At 60.6% G+C, this 17,645-nt stretch carries 15 protein-coding genes and 1 riboswitch; of the genes, 10 read left to right on the forward strand and 5 right to left on the reverse strand.

What is annotated here, in order from left to right; genetic code table 11:
* Positions 1-42 precede the first annotated feature (42 nt).
* On the reverse strand, positions 43-1,293 hold the full coding sequence (locus ACLEXF_RS04355) for a sensor domain-containing diguanylate cyclase (RefSeq protein WP_004202549.1): 1,251 nt from the start codon (positions 1,291-1,293) through the stop codon (positions 43-45).
* Positions 1,294-1,690: 397 nt separating this feature from the next.
* On the opposite strand from ACLEXF_RS04355, the gene ACLEXF_RS04360 reads away from it, so the two are divergent.
* The 3 genes from ACLEXF_RS04360 to ACLEXF_RS04370 all read left to right on the forward strand — a co-directional run bounded on the left by ACLEXF_RS04360 (position 1,691) and on the right by ACLEXF_RS04370 (position 5,031).
* Complete coding sequence (locus ACLEXF_RS04360; RefSeq protein WP_043519606.1) at positions 1,691-2,731, forward strand: LacI family DNA-binding transcriptional regulator; 1,041 nt, start codon at positions 1,691-1,693, stop codon at positions 2,729-2,731.
* Between the two features lie 190 nt (positions 2,732-2,921).
* On the forward strand, positions 2,922-3,845 hold the full coding sequence (locus ACLEXF_RS04365; protein WP_049003889.1) for a TIM barrel protein: 924 nt from the start codon (positions 2,922-2,924) through the stop codon (positions 3,843-3,845).
* A 13-nt stretch (positions 3,846-3,858) separates the two neighbouring features.
* Complete coding sequence (locus tag ACLEXF_RS04370; protein ID WP_194007351.1) at positions 3,859-5,031, forward strand: Gfo/Idh/MocA family protein; 1,173 nt, start codon at positions 3,859-3,861, stop codon at positions 5,029-5,031.
* Between the two features lie 36 nt (positions 5,032-5,067).
* On the opposite strand, the gene ACLEXF_RS04375 is transcribed toward ACLEXF_RS04370, so the two are convergent.
* The 3 genes from ACLEXF_RS04375 to ACLEXF_RS04385 form a co-directional block, all read right to left on the reverse strand.
* Positions 5,068-6,174 (reverse strand): DUF4056 domain-containing protein, encoded by a 1,107-nt coding sequence (locus ACLEXF_RS04375; RefSeq protein WP_004202562.1) that lies wholly within the window; start codon positions 6,172-6,174, stop codon positions 5,068-5,070.
* 65 nt (positions 6,175-6,239) lie between these two features.
* Entirely contained in the window at positions 6,240-7,184 is a 945-nt protein-coding gene (locus tag ACLEXF_RS04380) for a hypothetical protein (protein WP_064177796.1), read from the reverse strand.
* Between the two features lie 18 nt (positions 7,185-7,202).
* Positions 7,203-8,324: a BamA/TamA family outer membrane protein gene (locus ACLEXF_RS04385; RefSeq protein ID WP_048324287.1), complete on the reverse strand. Its 1,122-nt coding sequence runs from the start codon at positions 8,322-8,324 to the stop codon at positions 7,203-7,205.
* A gap of 220 nt (positions 8,325-8,544) precedes the next feature.
* A riboswitch (TPP riboswitch) is annotated at positions 8,545-8,646 on the forward strand.
* A gap of 68 nt (positions 8,647-8,714) precedes the next feature.
* Here ACLEXF_RS04385 and ACLEXF_RS04390 point away from each other — a divergent pair.
* The 7 genes from ACLEXF_RS04390 (at position 8,715) to ACLEXF_RS04420 (ending at position 16,119) form a co-directional block, all read left to right on the forward strand.
* A complete protein-coding gene (locus ACLEXF_RS04390; RefSeq protein ID WP_043519610.1) occupies positions 8,715-9,410 on the forward strand; it encodes a TenA family protein in 696 nt (231 codons plus the stop codon).
* The gene (locus tag ACLEXF_RS04395) at positions 9,407-10,135 is read left to right on the forward strand and encodes an ABC transporter ATP-binding protein (RefSeq protein WP_043519611.1); all 729 of its coding nucleotides are present in this window, start codon (positions 9,407-9,409) and stop codon (positions 10,133-10,135) included. Before ACLEXF_RS04390 ends, ACLEXF_RS04395 begins: the two co-directional genes overlap by 4 nt.
* Positions 10,132-10,872 (forward strand): ABC transporter permease, encoded by a 741-nt coding sequence (locus ACLEXF_RS04400; protein ID WP_043519612.1) that lies wholly within the window; start codon positions 10,132-10,134, stop codon positions 10,870-10,872. Before ACLEXF_RS04395 ends, ACLEXF_RS04400 begins: the two co-directional genes overlap by 4 nt.
* A gap of 24 nt (positions 10,873-10,896) precedes the next feature.
* Entirely contained in the window at positions 10,897-11,832 is a 936-nt protein-coding gene (locus tag ACLEXF_RS04405; protein ID WP_043519613.1) for an ABC transporter substrate-binding protein, read from the forward strand.
* A 306-nt stretch (positions 11,833-12,138) separates the two neighbouring features.
* Complete coding sequence (locus tag ACLEXF_RS04410) at positions 12,139-13,524, forward strand: diaminobutyrate--2-oxoglutarate transaminase (RefSeq protein ID WP_004202575.1); 1,386 nt, start codon at positions 12,139-12,141, stop codon at positions 13,522-13,524.
* Positions 13,525-13,533: 9 nt separating this feature from the next.
* Positions 13,534-15,015 carry a pyridoxal phosphate-dependent decarboxylase family protein gene (locus ACLEXF_RS04415; protein WP_165572494.1) on the forward strand — a complete coding sequence of 494 codons (1,482 nt, stop codon included), beginning with the start codon at positions 13,534-13,536 and terminating at the stop codon, positions 15,013-15,015.
* A 210-nt stretch (positions 15,016-15,225) separates the two neighbouring features.
* The gene (locus tag ACLEXF_RS04420) at positions 15,226-16,119 is read left to right on the forward strand and encodes a LysR substrate-binding domain-containing protein (protein ID WP_043519615.1); all 894 of its coding nucleotides are present in this window, start codon (positions 15,226-15,228) and stop codon (positions 16,117-16,119) included.
* 233 nt (positions 16,120-16,352) lie between these two features.
* Here ACLEXF_RS04420 and ACLEXF_RS04425 read toward each other — a convergent pair whose 3' ends face one another.
* On the reverse strand, positions 16,353-17,543 hold the full coding sequence (locus tag ACLEXF_RS04425; protein WP_043519616.1) for a cytochrome c biogenesis protein/redoxin: 1,191 nt from the start codon (positions 17,541-17,543) through the stop codon (positions 16,353-16,355).
* Positions 17,544-17,645 lie beyond the last annotated feature (102 nt).

A 17,645-nucleotide genomic window follows, 5' to 3' on the forward strand; every position in this document is an offset into this window, starting at 1 on the left:
CGAGTCTGCCTGCGCATCAGACGGCGATAAATAGCGCCACCTCTATTCTGACCGCCCGGAATGGGCCGCTACGTTTTCCGACGGCAAGCGCGTTACCCGGTTGCGCCCGTCATTTTTCGCCGCATATAGCGCTTTATCGACGCGGTAAAACAGCTGATCAATCGCTTCGCCATCATGATGCTCGGCAACGCCAATGCTGACGGTGACCGACAGCGTCTGATATTCGCTGATCGCCTGACGGATAGCCTCCGCCACCATCAGCGCGCGGGCGATCGGCGAATGAGGCAAAAAGAGCAGAAACTCCTCGCCTCCCCAGCGATATATCTTATCTTCGCGGTCCACCGAGGTTTCCAGAATGCGGGAGATCACCAACAGGACTTCATCGCCTTTTTGATGACCGTGAATATCATTAATACTTTTGAAATGATCGATATCGATTAACAGCAGACAAAAGCCATGGCCGATAAACGACGGCGCATCGACGAGCCGGTAAAATTCGCGGCGATTGAGCAGTCCGGTTAAGGGATCGTGGGCGGCGGAAAATTCCAGCTCTTTTTTCAGAAGCACTTCTTCGGTGATATCGTGAATGATGCATAACATCAGCCGAATATTATATAGCACCACCGGCCCGGCATAGGTTTGAACATGGCGCAGCGAGCCGTCAGCCAGAATATGAGTAAAATTAAGCGGCTTATGCCCGCCGGGCATATTGGCAATGTTATTCATAATAGGGATCACATCCCGGCCCAGGGTATTAATTTGCCAGGTATGTTTATTGCGCATTTCCTCATCGGAATAATGATAAAAGCGCAGTGCGGCAATATTGGCATCGACAATCAGGCCCTCTTTCTGAGGATCGATCAACAGCATTGGCGCGGTATTGGTCATAAAAAAACGGGCAAAAAAACCATTGTTACGCCGCTGGTAGCGGCGGGAGCCGGTATGAATCGACTGATTTTGCGCGAGCAGCTTCACCGCTTCAAATAACAGTAAGGGGCCGCAGTCCTCGGTCTCGACCAGGGTGGTTTTACAATATACCGACTGCAACCCTTTGGCGGTCTGCAGCGTCCAGACTTCAAATATCTCAGTCATCGCGTCGAGATAGCGCAGATAATGCTGCAGCTGCGTTTCCGGGCAGGTGGAATAGATACCGTTGCGCATCTCATTCAGCGACATATCGCCGCTCAGCGTCCGGGAAGCCTGATTGGCATAGACCACACACTCTGTAAAAGGATGGACTACCCAGATCGGCGTGCTTAATACATCAAAAACAGCCAGCTCTTTTAATAACATACAGGCCCCAAACCGACCCACTCCCGGCGCGGAACGGCACATTATTCAGTGCAGCCCTGACGCTGGCATAAAGTGATAGCAAAAAGTCATCGAGTAAACGTCATTACGCGCGTGCGCGGCAAGTATAGTCGGTTACAGGCCCAGCGACGCCCATCCGGAGCGACTTTGCGCACGGTTTAACCGACAAAGACGACACTGCCTTTATTATTAATTTTATTTCAATAGCATAGCAGCAATGCCAGAACAGGTAGTCGCTTTTGATCACAGACTGTGTATACCCGTCACACTTTACGCGGCAGGAGCGCAGGCTTGTCCTGTGGCACGCAGATTGTCGCTGTTCTGCGCAGGGTTACCGTGATAGTTTCTATCATAACGCTCATTTTTAATGGTCATCACAGTGAAAAAATCCACCAGCAAAATCACGCTTTCCGACATTGCGCGTGAAGCTAACGTCGGCGTGGCCACCGTCGACCGGGTACTCAACAAGCGCGCGGCGGTGAAGGAATCGACCGCGTACCGCGTGCTGGAGGCCGCCCGGCGGCTGGGGTTTACGCTCGAACAGCCGCACTATCGCCTGGCCGCCGGCAAAGCGCCGGTTACCGTCAGAATGGGCTTTATTCTGCTGCAGGAGACCCACTCCTTCTACCTGCCGCTGGCAAGGGCGCTGGCAAGAGAGGCCGCGCCGTGGCTACCGGCAGGCGAGACACCGGCGATCCTGCATTTTGCCATTGATGCGGTGGAAGCAATGGCCCAGGCCATTCACCGGCTCAGCGATGAGGTGGAGGTGCTCGGCCTGGTGGCGCTGGATCACCCGCTGATTCGCCATGCGGTGGGCCGGGCCGCCGCCCGCGGCGTTCGCGTATTCACTCTACTTTCAGATCTGTCGGTTCCCCAGCGCAGCGGCTATATCGGCCTCGATAACCAAAAAGCCGGGCGCACCGCCGCCTGGTTTATCGACCGCTTATGCCGTGGCGAAGGCGAAATAGCCATTATCATTGGCGATAATCGTTTTACCTGTCAGGAAAGCTGTGAGATCAGCTTCCGCTCCTGCCTGCGTGAGCAGGGTAAAGGGCAGCAGATCCTCGAGCCGGTTCGCAGCCACGAACGGGCGGATGTCGCCAGAAGCGTAACGGAAAAGCTGCTCAGCCAGTACCCGGCCCTGCAGGCGATCTATGCTCCCTGCGGCGGCGTCGAAGGAATTGTCGGGGCGCTGCGCGACAGCGGCCGCCAGCAGGCCGTCACCCTGGTCTGCCATGGCCCGCTAAGCGGCAGTGAACTGGCGCTGATCGACGGCACCATCGATGTCATTCTCAACCACCGGCTGGATGACCTGGCCGCCGCCACCCTGCGCGCCATGACGGAAGCCGTTTCGCGGCCGCCCAGCGACGTGATTTCGCACCCTCAGCCTTTCGATATCATCACCAAAGAAAATATGTAAACGCTCGCCCCGTCGCCAACGGGGCTGCCTCACGCCTGAACCACGCCTCGCCTCATTTTGATAAATAACTATCAAAAATAACCTCAATACAAATCATGATGGCCATCATAAAATCATCATTCCAATATTGTTGGCTATGAAATTTTCATTCAATACTCTGCGGCATCCCCTGTGAAAAAAGGAAGCCGACATGACACATCCTATCGCCAACGCCCCCTGCAGCTGGGGTGTGGATGACCCGAAAAACCCTGACCTTCCCGCCTGGGCTACCGTGCTGAAGGAGGCGGCGCAGGCCGGGTATCGCAGCATCGAGCTCGGCCCGTGGGGCTACCTGCCCACCGACCCGTCCAGCCTGCGCGCGGCGCTGGACCAGCATCAGCTGTCGCTGGTCGCCGGGACGATCTTTGACGATCTGGTGAGCGAGGCCCATTACCCCACTCTGGAGGCGCTGACCCATCAAATATGCCGCAATCTGTCTCAGGTTCCGGCCGCCGAACCTATCCCGGGGCACCCTTTCCAGCCGCCCTATCTGGTGATTATCGACTTCGGCAACCCCGAGCGGGCGCGATTTGCCGGACGCAGCGCGCTGGCTCCGCGCCTCAATGACCAGGACTGGCAGCGGATGATGGCGCACATTACCGCCCTCAGCACCCTCGCCTGGCGGGAGTACGGTGTGCGGGCGGTTATTCATCCCCACGCCGGGGGCTGCATCGAATTTGCCGATGAAATCGAGCGGCTGGCCAACGATATCCCGCACGACGTGGCGGGGTTGTGTCTGGATACCGGGCATCTCTACTACGCCGGAATGGATCCGCTCACCTGGCTGGATCGCTATTACGCGCGGCTCGACTACCTGCACTTCAAGGATGTGGATCCGCAGGTTTACCAGCGCGCCATCGCCGAAGGCATCGACTTTTTCACCGCCTGCGCCGAAGGGGTGATGTGCCCGCTCGGCAGCGGCGCCATTGACTACCCGGCCATTAACGATTTCCTTGCCCGCCGCGGCTATCAGGGCTGGATAACCATTGAACAAGAGCGTGATCCGCGCCATGCCGCAGGCAGCCTGCAGGCGGTCACGGAGAGCCTGCGCTATCTGCGCGACGTTGGATTCTGACAGGAGACGCAACATGATTAACGGTTTAAGACCTCTCGATCGCACCCTGCGCTGGGGCATGGTCGGCGGCGGCTGCAGCAGCCAGATCGGCTATATTCACCGCTCTGCCGCCCTGCGCGATAACACCTTTGCGCTGCTGGCAGGCGCCTTTGATATTAATGCCGAACGCGGGCGCCAGTTCGGCCAACAGCTGGGGGTGGATCCCGATCGCTGTTACGCCGACTACCAGAGTCTGTTTCGCGGCGAGGCTGCCCGCCCGGACGGTATTCAGGCCGTGTCGATTGCCACGCCGAATAACACCCATTATGCCATCTGCCGGGCGGCGCTGGAGGCCGGGCTGCACGTGGTGTGCGAAAAGCCGCTGTGCTTCAGCAGCGAAGAGGCGGACGACCTGGTGGCCCTCAGCCAGCGGCAGCACAAAATCATCGGCGTGACCTACGGCTATGCCGGTCATCAGCTTATCCTCCAGGCCCGGCAGATGATCGCCGACGGACTGCTGGGCGACATCCGTATCGTCAATATGCAGTTTGCTCATGGCTTCCACGCCCAGCCGGTGGAGCAGGAAAACGCCAGTACCCGCTGGCGGGTCGATCCCCGCTTCGTCGGCCCCAGCTATGTGCTGGGGGATTTAGCCACCCACCCGCTGTTTCTGGTCGAAACCATGGCCCCGCAGCTGAAGATCGCCCGGCTGATGTGCGCCAGACAAAGCTTCGTCAAAAGCCGCGCGCCGCTGGAGGATAACGCGCAGGTGCTGATGGAGTATGACAACGGCGCCATCGGCTCGCTGTGGAGCTCCGCCGTTAACTGCGGCTCCATGCACGGGCAAAAGGTGCGCATCGTGGGAGAAAAGGCCAGTCTCGAATGGTGGGATGAACAGCCCAACCAGCTGCGTTACGAGGTGCAGGGCGAACCAGCGCGCATTCTGGAGCGCGGCATGGATTATCTTGATCCGCTGGCGCGTCAGGATGATCGCATCGGCGGTGGTCACCCGGAGGGGCTGTTCGAGGCCTGGTCGAATCTCTATCGCCGCTTCGCCATTGCTATGGACGCTGCGGACCGGCGCGACGAAGCGCTGCTGGCCGACTTCTGGTATCCGGACGCCCGCGCCGGGGCGTTCGGCGTCCGCTGGGTGGAAAACTGCGTGCGCTCGGCCGACAACGGCGCCTGCTGGGTCGACTTCCGCTAACTCGCCGGCTCAGGGCCTCGCCCTGAGCCTTCCACGTTACTTTTCAATGCGCGCCAGCTGGGTTTTATCGGCCTCGCGGGCGCGATCGGCCAGCCCCTGAAACGCTGCGGCGCCATAGTATTGCTCGGGCGCCGGTAGAGCCTGCATATCGTGCCCCGGGTAGATCTGCAGCTCGCCGAGGTCGCGCAAGCGGAACCCCGCCACCTGCGAGGGCATGGTCAGGCGATATGGCGGCATGGTTTCGAAAGGGACCGGCGTCGGCAGCCGGTTTTCCTGCAGGTCGTAATTACGCTTCAGCACCAGAAATTTATCCGGCACCCGTCGGCGACTGTTCCACCAGTCGCCATCTATCCGCTGGAACATCGCTTCCGTCTCCCCTCGCGTGGCCACCATCAGCCGGGTCAGCGCCTTTTTCAGCGCCGCCTCCATGGCCTGGTTATACGCTTCCACTGACCCGCCATGGCCGCTAAGGATGACGTTAATCGCCAGCCTGGCGCCCAGTAAATTGGAATAGAGATCTTCCGGCGAAAACGCGGAGATCTCCTCAGAAAACCCCGGCACCGACTGGAAGCCATACCACTGGGCGATCTCATGCCACTGGGCGATTTCGAAGGCCAGATGCCCGGCGAGCCAGGCCGCCAGCTGATAGCGCTGCCTGACGCCCGGCGGCGGCGTAAAGGCATTCAGCTGAACGCGGCGCACCCCCAGCTCTTCGCTGTAGAATATGCGCCCCGCCTGGCCCAGCGTCGGCGAAATGCGATTGAACAGATAAAAGGTGTAATCCGCCGTGTCGCGCACATGGGCAATATCGATAAACCCGCCGCGACGGGTATAAATAAGCCCGTTTTGCTCCTCGCTCAGTCCCAGCAGATTTTTCACCGCCCCGAGCGCGCTGTCGTTGTAATGGTGCTTGCCCAGAGAATCCAGAGTCAGCACGTTACCAATCTGGTACACCGGGATGGGGATGCCCACCGCCCGCACGTGCAGGTCGTAACCAAAGGCGCAGCATGGCCGCAGCGATTCCGGCGGCGACAGCTCGCCCAGGGTGGGAACCGGATGGATCGCCGTCACCGCGGGCAATACCGGGTCCTGCGCCAGCGCCGGCAGCGCCAGCGCGAATAACAGCCATAAGGCTTTACGCATCAACAGCCTCTCCACAGCAACAAAAGAACGCGCATCTTACCGGCAGACGGCGCCTGCAGGTTTAGTTAAAAGCGGTATTCACCGGAGACAAAGAAGCTATTGCGGTCGTTAAAACCGAATTCAGTCAGCACGTTAAAGTTTTTGGTGACTTCATACTGGGCGCCAATCAGCATATTCCACGGCGAGGTCAGCTTTTGCTTAACGTCGAATTTGCCCTCGCCGTCTTTATTGACCGCGGCAATTAGGGGCTGCAGCTCTGGCGGCATGTGCAGGTCGGCGAGATCGCCCTTAAACTCCTGCTGCACGTCCTGATACATGCTGCCGACCCACAGGCTGAGATGGGACGGCCCGTCGATCCCCTGAAAACTGAAGCGGTAGCCGACGCGCGGCGAGACGGTGACCGCCGAAATGCTGCCGTCGAGGATATCGAAGTCGGTGCGGGTGTAGTTAGTATCCACCAACCCAAACCAGTTGCCGTAGCCGCCGGCGAGCGTAAAGCCGGTCCCCCAGGTGGTGCCTTTAAAATCAAGCGTAAAATCAATATTCTGCAGTTTTCCGCTTTGATAAAGCTGATGAACCGCGCCGGCGATGACCCGGTCCAGACCGCGAAACTGCGACGGATCGGAATCCACTGAGACCTGGGAGACGGACGACCCGCGGGTATGCCCCACCAGTCCGTATACGTTGAGGAACGGAAAGACCCACATATCAAGGCGCAGGTTTTCGGTTTTGCTCTTCTCGCGGGTGTGCCCGGCATCGATGGCGAACATATCGCTGGGAATGGGATGGTTGCCGAGCTTAAGCCCGGAAAAGGTAATACTGTCGACCATGATATCCTGTCGGATATTCATATAGCTCAGGTTGACGCCGTAAGGTAACGGAATGGAATATCCCCTGGCGCGAGCCTCCTCGCCCCAGATCGGAAAATAGCTGTCGCTCTGGTCCGGCTCCGCAGCCGACGTGCCCCAGGCCGCTAACAGCAGCGTTAACACCGCGCCGGATGATCTCATTTTTGTTCTCATGTGTAGTTATAAACCCGAACCGACATTGAAATAGACCGCCTGTTCATGCTCGCTGAACGCCATGTCAATCCCGGTACGTAAACCGTACTGTCGCGCGATCAGGTATCGAAAACCGGCCCCCCATGCCACCTCTGACTCTTCCCATAGCGTATCCGCCGCGTCAGCGGCGCTCCCGGCGCCAACGAATCCCTGCAGGATCCAGCGCGGAGTAACCGCCCAGGCCAGCTGGGTTTGCGCCGTGGCCACGTAGTCGCCCTGATAGCGGTAGCGCGAAATCCCGCGCAACGCGATATAAGGACGCGCCATCGGCATCAGATGCTTATCATGGTGGGTTAAGGACTGATAATTGCCCGCGACCGCCAGGGTCAGCGTCTGGCTGAGCGGAATAAACACCTTTCCGTCCAGCGAAAAAGTGTTGTAGTGATAATCGCCCCCGAGCAGCGAACGGAAAAACCGATATTCACCCTTCAGCGCTAACCCACTCTGAGGATAGAAAATATTATCGGTAGTGTCATATTCCGCCACCACCCCCAGCGCCGAAGAGGTGCTGTTTTGCCCGAGCACCTGCTGCCACACCCGGTTGAGCCGTGGATTATCGGTAGAGACATCCGCCCGGGCATACACCTGGGAGGCCCCGAGGAACACCGGCGTGTCGCCCAGGCGAAACAGCAGCTTTTGCAGCGCGGCGACGCCTTTGGTCTGCGTCTGCACCGGTTTAGCATGGCTGAAGCCGCCGGTGTCGCCGGAATAGATATCCAGATTGACGTTAGCGTAGCCGGCGCCCGCCAGGTAACGAATGCGATCATGCTGCCAGGTGTGACGATGACCGCCGCCAATAAACCAGGTGCCATTCTGCGTGGCGGCCCCGCCAAAAGCGGTGAGCGGCGGAGGAATAAACTGCCCGCCCTCCCGGCTACCTTTGCCGTGTAAAAACAGGCCAAACAGTCCGCCACCATAGCCGATGGCCGGCTCGGTTATCGCCAGCGGCACCGGCAGAAAACCGTAACGGTTTTCCGCCAGATACTGACTCATGTCGAGCATGCCATCTTCCGCATCGAAGAGATCGGCGGCATCGCCAGGCGGGCACAACAGGAACAGAAGCGCCAGCGTGGACAGCGGGAATTTCATGCTCACTCCAGGGCGTTGGGGCGCGCACGACACGCGTGGCGAACAGGATTATTACAACGGAATAAGGAAAATATAACGTAACCGGAGAACCCTCACCAACGCGCAGTGGCCTGTTTTTTGGGTATTTTTGGATAAAAAAGAGCTGGCCGTCACAGAAAGCCGCCTTCGCTCCGCCGGACGGCGCGATGATTGTATTCATAAGGTGAATGTCGTATAACATAGCGCTACCGAGGGGTGTCCCGTGAGGGCTGAGATGGCGCAAGCCGAACCCTTTGAACCTGATCTGGGTCATGCCAGCGAAGGGACGGGTCGGCAATTTTGCCAGCATTACCGCCATTGCCTGTTCACACCCCTGCACGCCCGGATCTCCCCTGCACAACTGGAGGTCCTGTGATTGTTCCCGCGTTTAGCCAAGGTCTTTATGGCCGTTTACGCCAGCTGGCCGCCGCTGACTGGCAGCACTATGTGGCGCACCCTTTCGTCCGGCAGCTCGCCGAAGGTACCCTTGCTGAAAGCGCATTTCGTCGCTATCTGACCCAGGATTATCTGTTTCTGATCCATTTCGCCCGCAGCTACGCGCTGCTGGTGAGTAAACTGCGCACGCTGCCAGAGATGCGCGCCGCGGCCGCCTCCATGAACGCCATTCTTAACGAAGTGCCGCTGCACGTCGGCTACTGTGCCCAGTGGGGCATTAGCGAACCGGAGATGGCCGCCCAGCCCGAAGCGCCGGAAACCATCAACTATACCCGCTACGTGCTGGATATCGGCCATGCAGGCGACGCGCTGGATCTGCTGGTCGCTCTAATGCCCTGCGTAGCGGGTTACGCCGAAATCGGTCTGGGCCTGCTGCATCACCCCACCACCCGACTGGACGACAATCCTTACGCCTCATGGATCCGCAACTACGGCGATGAAGGCTATCTGCAGGGCGTCAGCGCCGCGCTGGCGCTGCTGGAGACCGTGTGGCAACAGCGTGGAAGCGAGACCCGTATCACTGAACTGAGCGACATCTTCACCACCGCCACCCGCCTTGAGGCGCAGTTCTGGCAGATGGGGCTCAACGCCGCGGTGGAGTCCCGGGCGTGACGGCGCCAGGTATCGAGGTCCGCAATCTGAGCCTCCATTTCGGCGACCGCCGCCTGTTCGACAATCTGTCGCTGACGGTCCCCGGCGGCCAGTGGGTGTCGCTGCTCGGCGCCAGCGGGGCCGGAAAAACCAGCCTGCTGCGGGTCATGGCCGGCCTGGCCCCCGCCACCTGCGGGGAAGTGGTCGCCAGCGACGGCAAGCCGATACCCGGCCGCCTGGCGTGGATGGGGCAGAAAGATCTGCTTTATCCCTGGCTGAGCGTTCGGGAGAACGTCGCCCTCGGCGCGCGGCTGCGCGGTGAGAAAGTGGATCACGCCCGGGTCGCCACCCTGCTGGAACAGGTGGAGCTCGCCTCGTGCGCCGACGCCCGGCCGGCGACGCTCTCCGGCGGGATGCGTCAGCGCGCCGCGCTGGCCCGCACCCTGTATGAGGACCGGCCCATCGTGCTAATGGATGAGCCTTTCTCGGCGCTGGACACCCTCACCCGCACGCGCATTCAGACCCTCGCGGCCACTCTGCTGGCGGGGCGGACGGTGGTGCTGATCACCCACGATCCGCTGGAAGCCTGCCGGCTGAGCCACCGTCTGCTGGTCCTCTCGGCCGCCGACGGGGAGATCGACGACAGCCATCACCTCACCGGCGCGCCACCGCGCGCGCCGGACGCGCCCGAGCTGTTGAACGCCCAGGCGGCGCTGCTGCAGCAGTTGATGAGGGCCCACTCATGAGCGGACGTCTCTGGCGCGGCGGCATGGTGTTCTGCGGACTGATGCTTCTCTGGGGGCTGGCCAGCCGCAGCGGCATTCCGCGCTTTCTTTTACCTTCCCCGGCGGCGGTCGCCGAGGCGCTGTGGGTCAACCGCGCCTATCTCGGCTGGCACACGCTGATTACCCTCAGCGAGATCCTCAGCGGCCTGGCGCTGGGGGTGGCGCTCGGCGTCACGCTGGCGCTGGGCATGATCCTCTCCCCGCGCCTGCAGCGCTGGCTGATGCCGCTGGTGCTCACCAGCCAGGCGATCCCGGTCTTTGCCCTCGCCCCGCTGCTGGTGCTGTGGCTGGGGTTTGGCATGAGCGCCAAAGTGGCGATGGCGGTGCTGGTGATTTTCTTTCCCGTCACTTCCGCCTTCTTTGACGGCTTGCGACGGGTCAACCACGACTATCTCGATCTGGCGCGCAGCATGAACGCCTCCTTTGGCGCTCAGCTACGGCATGTCCGCCTGATGGCCGCCCTGCCGGCGCTGGGCTCGGGCCTGCGCATGGCGGCGGCGGTGGCCCCCATCGGCGCCATTATCGGCGAATGGGTCGGCTCGGCCGAGGGACTGGGCTACGTCATGCTCAATGCCAACGCGCGGCTGCAAACCGATATCTGCTTCGCCGCGCTGTTTATTTTAGTGCTGCTGACCCTCTTCCTGTGGCTGGCGGTAGACACCCTGCTGCACCGGCTGATCGACTGGTCGCCGGAATAATCATGAAGTAATAAAGGAAAACAGATGAAAACGTCGCTTTTCGCCGGGGCAACCCTGACGGCGCTGCTCAGCGGTCACGCGCTGGCCAATGAACCGCTCACCCTGGTGCTGGACTGGTATATTAACCCCGACCATGCGCCGATTATGGTGGCCGAGCAGATCGGCGCCTTTAAGGCCCAGGGTCTGGACGTCAAGATTGTCCCTCCGTCGGATCCGGCGCTGCCGCCCCGTATGGTGGCCGCCCGTCAGGCAGACCTGGCCATCACATATCAGCCGCAGGTGCACTTCTTCGCTGACGAAGGATTACCGCTGGTGCGCGTGGGCACCCTGATCAACTCGCCGCTGAATACGGTGATCGCCCTCGATAAGCAGATCAAAACCCCGGCGGATCTGCAAGGCAGGAAGGTGGGTTACTCGGTCAGCGGCATTGAGCAGGCCACCCTGGCGACCATGGCACAGCATTCGGGGATCGATCCGGCCAGTATCAAGCTGGTCAACGTCAATTTTCAGCTGACCAGCGCTCTGCTGGCAGGCCAGGTGGACGCGGTCATCGGCGGCTACCGTAATATAGAAGCGCAGGAGCTGAAGCTGCAGGGCAAAACGCCGGTAGTGATGAACGTCGAAGATTACGGCGTGCCGGCCTATGACGAGCTGGTGATTGTCGCCCACCGCGACGCGATTCATGAGGCGAAAATCCGTAAATTCCTCACCGCCCTGCAGGCCGGGGTCAGCTACCTGCGCGCCCATCCGCAGGAGAGCTGGGAGGCGTTCGCCGCCGCCCACCCGGAGCTGAAGACCGAGCTTAACCATCAGGCGTGGCTGCAAACCGTGCCGCTGTTCGCCACCGATCCGGCGGCGCTGGATAAAGCGCGCTATGACACTTACGAACAGTTTTTATATAACAATAAGTTGGTGAAAAAAGTTACACCTTTAACAAATTATGCGGTTGAGCTGCATTGACTCTTGCTATCGCTGACGGAAGGCTTTCCGTCAGCGCTTTAACGCAGCGGCAATAAAAATATAGAGACTTTCTCACTAATAATTACACTTTAAAGGGTTATCGTTACCTTGGGTTGTTTTATTATAATTCAGCAGGTTATGTTAATTTTTACCCCGGTAAGAATAGCGTCAAAATAACGCAATCAATAAAACGTTGAATGCGGATTTAAAAAGCCATATATTGTGCGCGCTTTATGAATGCCAATTCAATTCCTTACACCAATTATTCAACCAGCGTTCAACCGCAATGCTGGTTGTGGGAGTGATATGATGACGGATAAAGTCCGTATTGATACTTTACGTGCTGATTTATTAGACGCAAACAACGAAACCTTTTTGGCCCGTCAGGCCGAATTTGAATCGAATGTCAGGAGTTACCCGCGTAAGTTACCGCTGGCTATCACTAAAGCTGAAGGCGTGTGGCTGACGGATGCGGATAACAAACAGTACCTGGACTGCCTCGCCGGCGCCGGTACTCTCGCTCTGGGCCACAACCACCCTGATGTATTGCAGAGCATCCAAAGTGTCATTACCAGCGGCTTGCCGTTACATACTCTCGATCTGACTACCCCGTTAAAAGATCGTTTCTCCGAATACCTGCTCTCTTGCCTGCCGGGCGAAGGGAAAGAGTATTGCCTGCAGTTCACCGGTCCTTCCGGCGCTGACGCCGTGGAAGCGGCGCTGAAGCTGGCGAAAAAATACACCGGCCGTTCCGCGGTGATCAGCTTCTCCGGCGGCTATCACGGGATGACCCACGGCGCACTGTCGGTCACCGGCAACCTGTCGCCGAAAGCGGCGGTCAACGGCATGATGCCGGAAGTCCAGTTTATGCCTTACCCGCACCTGTACCGCTGCCCGCTGGGCATCGGCGGCGAAGCCGGCGTCAAAGCGCTAACCTACTACTTCGAAAACCTGATCAACGACGTGGAGAGCGGCGTCCGTAAACCGGCGGCGGTTATCCTCGAAGCCGTTCAGGGCGAAGGCGGCGTGAACCCGGCGCCGGTCGAGTGGCTGCAGCGCATCCGCAAAGTGACCGAAGAGCACGGCATTCTGCTGATCGTCGATGAAGTGCAGGCTGGCTTTGCCCGTACCGGTAAATTCTTCGCCTTCGAACACGCCGGTATTCAGCCGGACATCATCGTGATGTCGAAAGCGGTTGGCGGCGGTCTGCCGCTGGCGGTGCTGGGCATTAAAAAGCAGTTCGACGCCTGGGAACCGGGTCACCACACCGGCACCTTCCGCGGCAACCAGCTGGCGATGGCTACCGGCCTGACCACCCTGCGTCATCTGCGCGACAACAAGATTGCCGACAAAGTCGCCGCCCAGGGCGAGTGGCTGAAAGGCAAACTGGCGGAGCTGCAGAAACGCTACCCGGTCATTGGCCACGTACGCGGTCTCGGTCTGATGATCGGTATCGAAATCGTCAAGCCGAACGAAGCGCAGGATCACATGGGTTGCTACCCGGCTGACGGCGAACTCTCTGCCCTGCTGCAGAAGAAATGCTTTGAAGCGGGCCTGATTCTGGAGCGCGGTGGTCGTCACGGCTGCGTGCTGCGTCTGCTGCCGTCCCTGCTGATCAGCAACGCGGAACTGGATGTGTTCCTCGACAAATTCGAACAGGCCCTGCTGGCCGCCGGCGTAAAACCGGTCTGAGTGGAGTAAGTGACCACCATGTCCACATTGAATCCGATTCTTGCTGGTTCGGCGCAGAGCGTTGAGGCCTATCAGCAGGTTATCGAGCAGACCAGTCAGGCCGTTGTGCAGTGGCTGAAGCAACCTGAGATGTATCAGGGGAAAAGCGTTGACGAACTGCGTGAGCGTATCTCCCTTGAGTTTAACGAACAGGGTTTGGGTAACCAGGCGGCGATTGACCGTGCAATCGAGTACTTCCTGAAAGACAGCCTGTCGGTGCATCACCCACAGTGCGTGGCGCACCTGCACTGCCCGAGCCTGGTGATTAGCCAGGCGGCGGAAGTGTTGATCAACGCCACCAACCAGAGCATGGACTCCTGGGACCAGAGCCCGTCGGCGACCATCATTGAGATGAAGCTGATCGAGTGGCTGCGCGCCCGGGTCGGCTATCCGGCAGGCGATGCCGGCGTCTTCACCAGCGGCGGCACCCAGAGCAACCTGATGGGGCTGATGTTGGCGCGCGACGCCTTCTTCGCCCTTCAGGGACACTCCATCCAGCAGGATGGGCTGCCGGGGGATATCCGCAAGTACAAAGTACTGTGCTCCGAAAACGCCCACTTCTCGGTGCAGAAGAACATGGCGCTGATGGGGCTTGGCTACCGCTCAGTCACGCTGGTGAAAACCGACGAATTCGCGCGGATGGACGTGGCCGATCTGCAGGCGAAGATTGCGCAGGCGCAGGCTAACGGCGAGCAGATCATGGCGATCGTCGCCACCGCCGGGACCACCGACGCGGGGGCTATCGACCCGCTGCGCGACATCGCCGGTATCGCCGCGGAGCATCAGATCTGGCTGCACGTTGACGCAGCATGGGGCGGCGCGCTGCTGCTGTCTGAGCAGTATCGCGACTATCTTGACGGTCTGGAGCTGGTGGATTCCGTTACTCTGGACTTCCACAAGCAGTTCTTCCAGACCATCAGCTGCGGTGCCTTCCTGCTGAAGGATGCCCGCCATTACGAGCTGATGCGTTATCAGGCGGCCTATCTCAACTCCGAGTTCGATGAAGAACACGGCGTGCCGAACCTGGTGTCCAAATCGCTGCAGACCACCCGCCGCTTCGATGCGCTGAAGCTGTGGATGGGCCTCGAAGCGCTGGGCCAGAAGCAGTATGCGGCGATCATCGATCACGGCGTCACCATGGCGAAAAACGTCGCGGAGTACGTGAAGTCTCAGCCGACGCTGGAGCTGGTGATGCAGCCGCAGCTGGCGAGCGTGCTGTTCCGTTCCCGTCCGGCGCAGATGGCGCAGAGCGACGCGGCGGCAATTGCCCTGCTCAACCAGCGCGTCGGCGACGCCCTGCTGGCTTCCGGCCGCGCTAACGTCGGCGTGACCGAGCACAACGGCGTTACCTGCCTGAAGCTGACCCTGCTGAACCCGGTGGTGACGCTGGATGATGTGAAGGTCCTGCTGAGCCTGGTAGAGCGCACCGCTCAGGAGCTGCTGGCGCAATAATCTGCCTGAGCGAGGCGGCGCCTGTCGCCCCGCTCAGCGGCCAGCCCAGCCTGCACTAAGCCGATAAGTTCTCTTATCGGCTTTTTTTATGCCTGCCTGCGCTACCGACGCGCTTCTACTCTTCTCGCCGTAGGTCCGTTGACGCCTGCCCGCCGCGATGCCACAGTATGGTCCCGATAATGGCAATCGCCAGAATCTAACGTCCCGGTAATAAGGATGATAATGGAGAAACGCTTACCCGGCCTCGATCTCGACGCCCTGCGCAGCTTTGTGACCGGCATGGAGTGCGGCAGCTTCGCCCTGGCGGCGCAGCGTCTGGCGCGCTCCACCTCCGCCGTCAGCGCCCAGCTTAAAAAGCTGGAGGGCCAGTGCGGCGCAGCGCTGGTGGTTAAGCAGGGGCGGCACCTGGCGCTGACCGCGGAAGGCGAAAAGTTAATGAGCTACGCCAGACGGCTGCTGGCGCTCAATGATGAAACCCTGCGCGCGCTGCAGGGCGAGCGGCTCACCGGCGAAATTCACCTTGGCATGCAGGAAGATTTTGGCGAATCGCTGATGCCGGGGATCCTTGGGCAGTTTACCCGCCACCATCCGCAGGTGCGGATGGTCGCGAGGGTGGATCGCAATGGCCCGCTGCGCCAGGCGCTGGCGGAGGAGACGCTGGATCTGGCGCTGCTGTGGCAAACCGAAGATCAGGGTCCGGGGCTGGGCCGCTGTTCGCTGGCGTGGATTGCGCATCCTGACTTTGACGTTCGCGCGCTGCTGGCGTCCGGCGAGCCGCTGCCGCTGGTGATGTTCGACAGCCCGTGCCTGATGCGTTCCCGCGCCATTGCCTGTCTCGATGCCGCTGGGATCCCCTGGCAGGTGGTGTTCGTCAGCCACAGCCTGAGCGGCATCTGGGCGGCGGTGCAGGCTGGCCTGGGGCTGACGGTTCGCACCCGCATCGGCATGCCCGGCAATCTGCGCCCCGCCGGCGGACTGCTGCCATCCCCTGGCAGTCTGGCCGTCAGTCTGCAACAAACCCCGCGTCAGGAACCCCATTCCGCCGCGGTCGCGCTGCTCGGCAAACTGATGACCGAGGCCCTACAGGAGTGGGTTGAAAGGTGACAGTGTCACGTAAATTTCCCTCACCCTAGCCCTCTCCCGGAGGGAGAGGGAACCGTTCGGCAGTCACCGGCAATGGATATTTTGCGCCGTTCCCGCTTCGATGCCCGGTGGCGGCTGCGCCTTACCGGGCCTACACGCGGCTCCGTAACCCCGTAGGCCGGGCAAGCGCAGCGCCGCCCGGCATCAGGTATAAGGCCTGGAGGGATCCATCCGCCAGAGGCCTGCGCCGCGGGTCAGGCTTTGCTCTCCTGCAACAGCTGCTGGATCACCTGCTCCTGGCGGGCATAATCCCCTTCGCCGAAGGCGGTATAGCGAAGCTGCCCGCGAGCGTCGAAAATGTAATGCGCCGGCCAGTATTGATTGCCGAAGGCGTTCCAGATGCTGTACTCATTATCCGCTACCACCGGGTAGGTTATTCGCCACTCCTTCACCGCCTGGCGCAGCAGCGGCAGCGAACGCTCCCAGGGATATTCAGGGGTATGGACGCCAATCACCACCAGCCCGGCCGCGCGGTATTTGTTCGCCCAGTCGCGCACGTAAGGCAGGGTATGCTGGCAGTTGATGCACTCCCGGGTCCAGAAATCCACCAGCACCACTTTGCCCTTCAGACGCTCCGGGGTTAACGCCGGGCTATTGAGCCATGCGCTGCCCCCCACCAGCGAAGGCATGGCGCTGCTGGGCTTGGGCATAGCGATCGGTTGCAGAACCGTTTTCTGCGTCGGCTGCGGCAGACGGGCGGCCAGCCGCTGCTCCAGCGCCTGACTCCACCCTCCCGCGCTTTGCAAATAGCGGTCGCCGCCGCTGGCGATCAGCGCCACCGAGGCCAGCATCGCCACCCCCGCCAGCCGGCGCAGCCGTTCGCCGAACGCCAGCCCGCGACGCAGACGGGCAATCAACGCCGCGCCGCACCACCCGAGCAGGAATAACATCACCGCCCCGCCGCTGCCGTAGGCCAGCAGCAACCCGCCGGTGGTCGCCTGGCCCGGATGCACAAAGCCCAGGCTCAGTATTGCCCCCAGTACCGGCCCGGCGCACGGCGCCCACAGCAGACCCACCGCCAGCCCGGCCAGCAACGAACCGATCCAGCCGCGCTGGCGTGAGCTGGCGTCGTTAAGCTGATTCCCCAGCGCCACCAGCGGTGAAGTCAGCCGCTGTGCGATGCGCTGCGAAAGCAGACTCAGCCCGACAAGGGCGAAGAACGCCAGCGCCAGGCCGCGCCCAACCAGAGTCAGATTGACCACCCAGCCGCTGGCGACCGTCACCAGCCACGAGACAGCGCCAAACATCAGCGCCATTCCCGCCAGCATGATCGCCAGCTGCCCCCGGCGGCCCCGGACGCTGGCGAACAGCAGCGGGATCACCGGCAGCGTACAGGGGCTCAGCAGGGTTAACATCCCGCCGAAAAATGCAATGAATATCGACATCGCCTTCTCCTCATTGTGTCGTCGCTGCCGGGAGTGGCAGCCACGACATTACAGCAAGGAGATGTAGGGCGGATGTGTCAGGAAAGCGGGAGAATTGTCGGC

It is taken from the genome of Klebsiella pneumoniae complex sp. WS1778 (genome assembly GCF_049472055.1).
In the GTDB taxonomy this organism is placed as follows: domain Bacteria; phylum Pseudomonadota; class Gammaproteobacteria; order Enterobacterales; family Enterobacteriaceae; genus Klebsiella; species Klebsiella quasipneumoniae.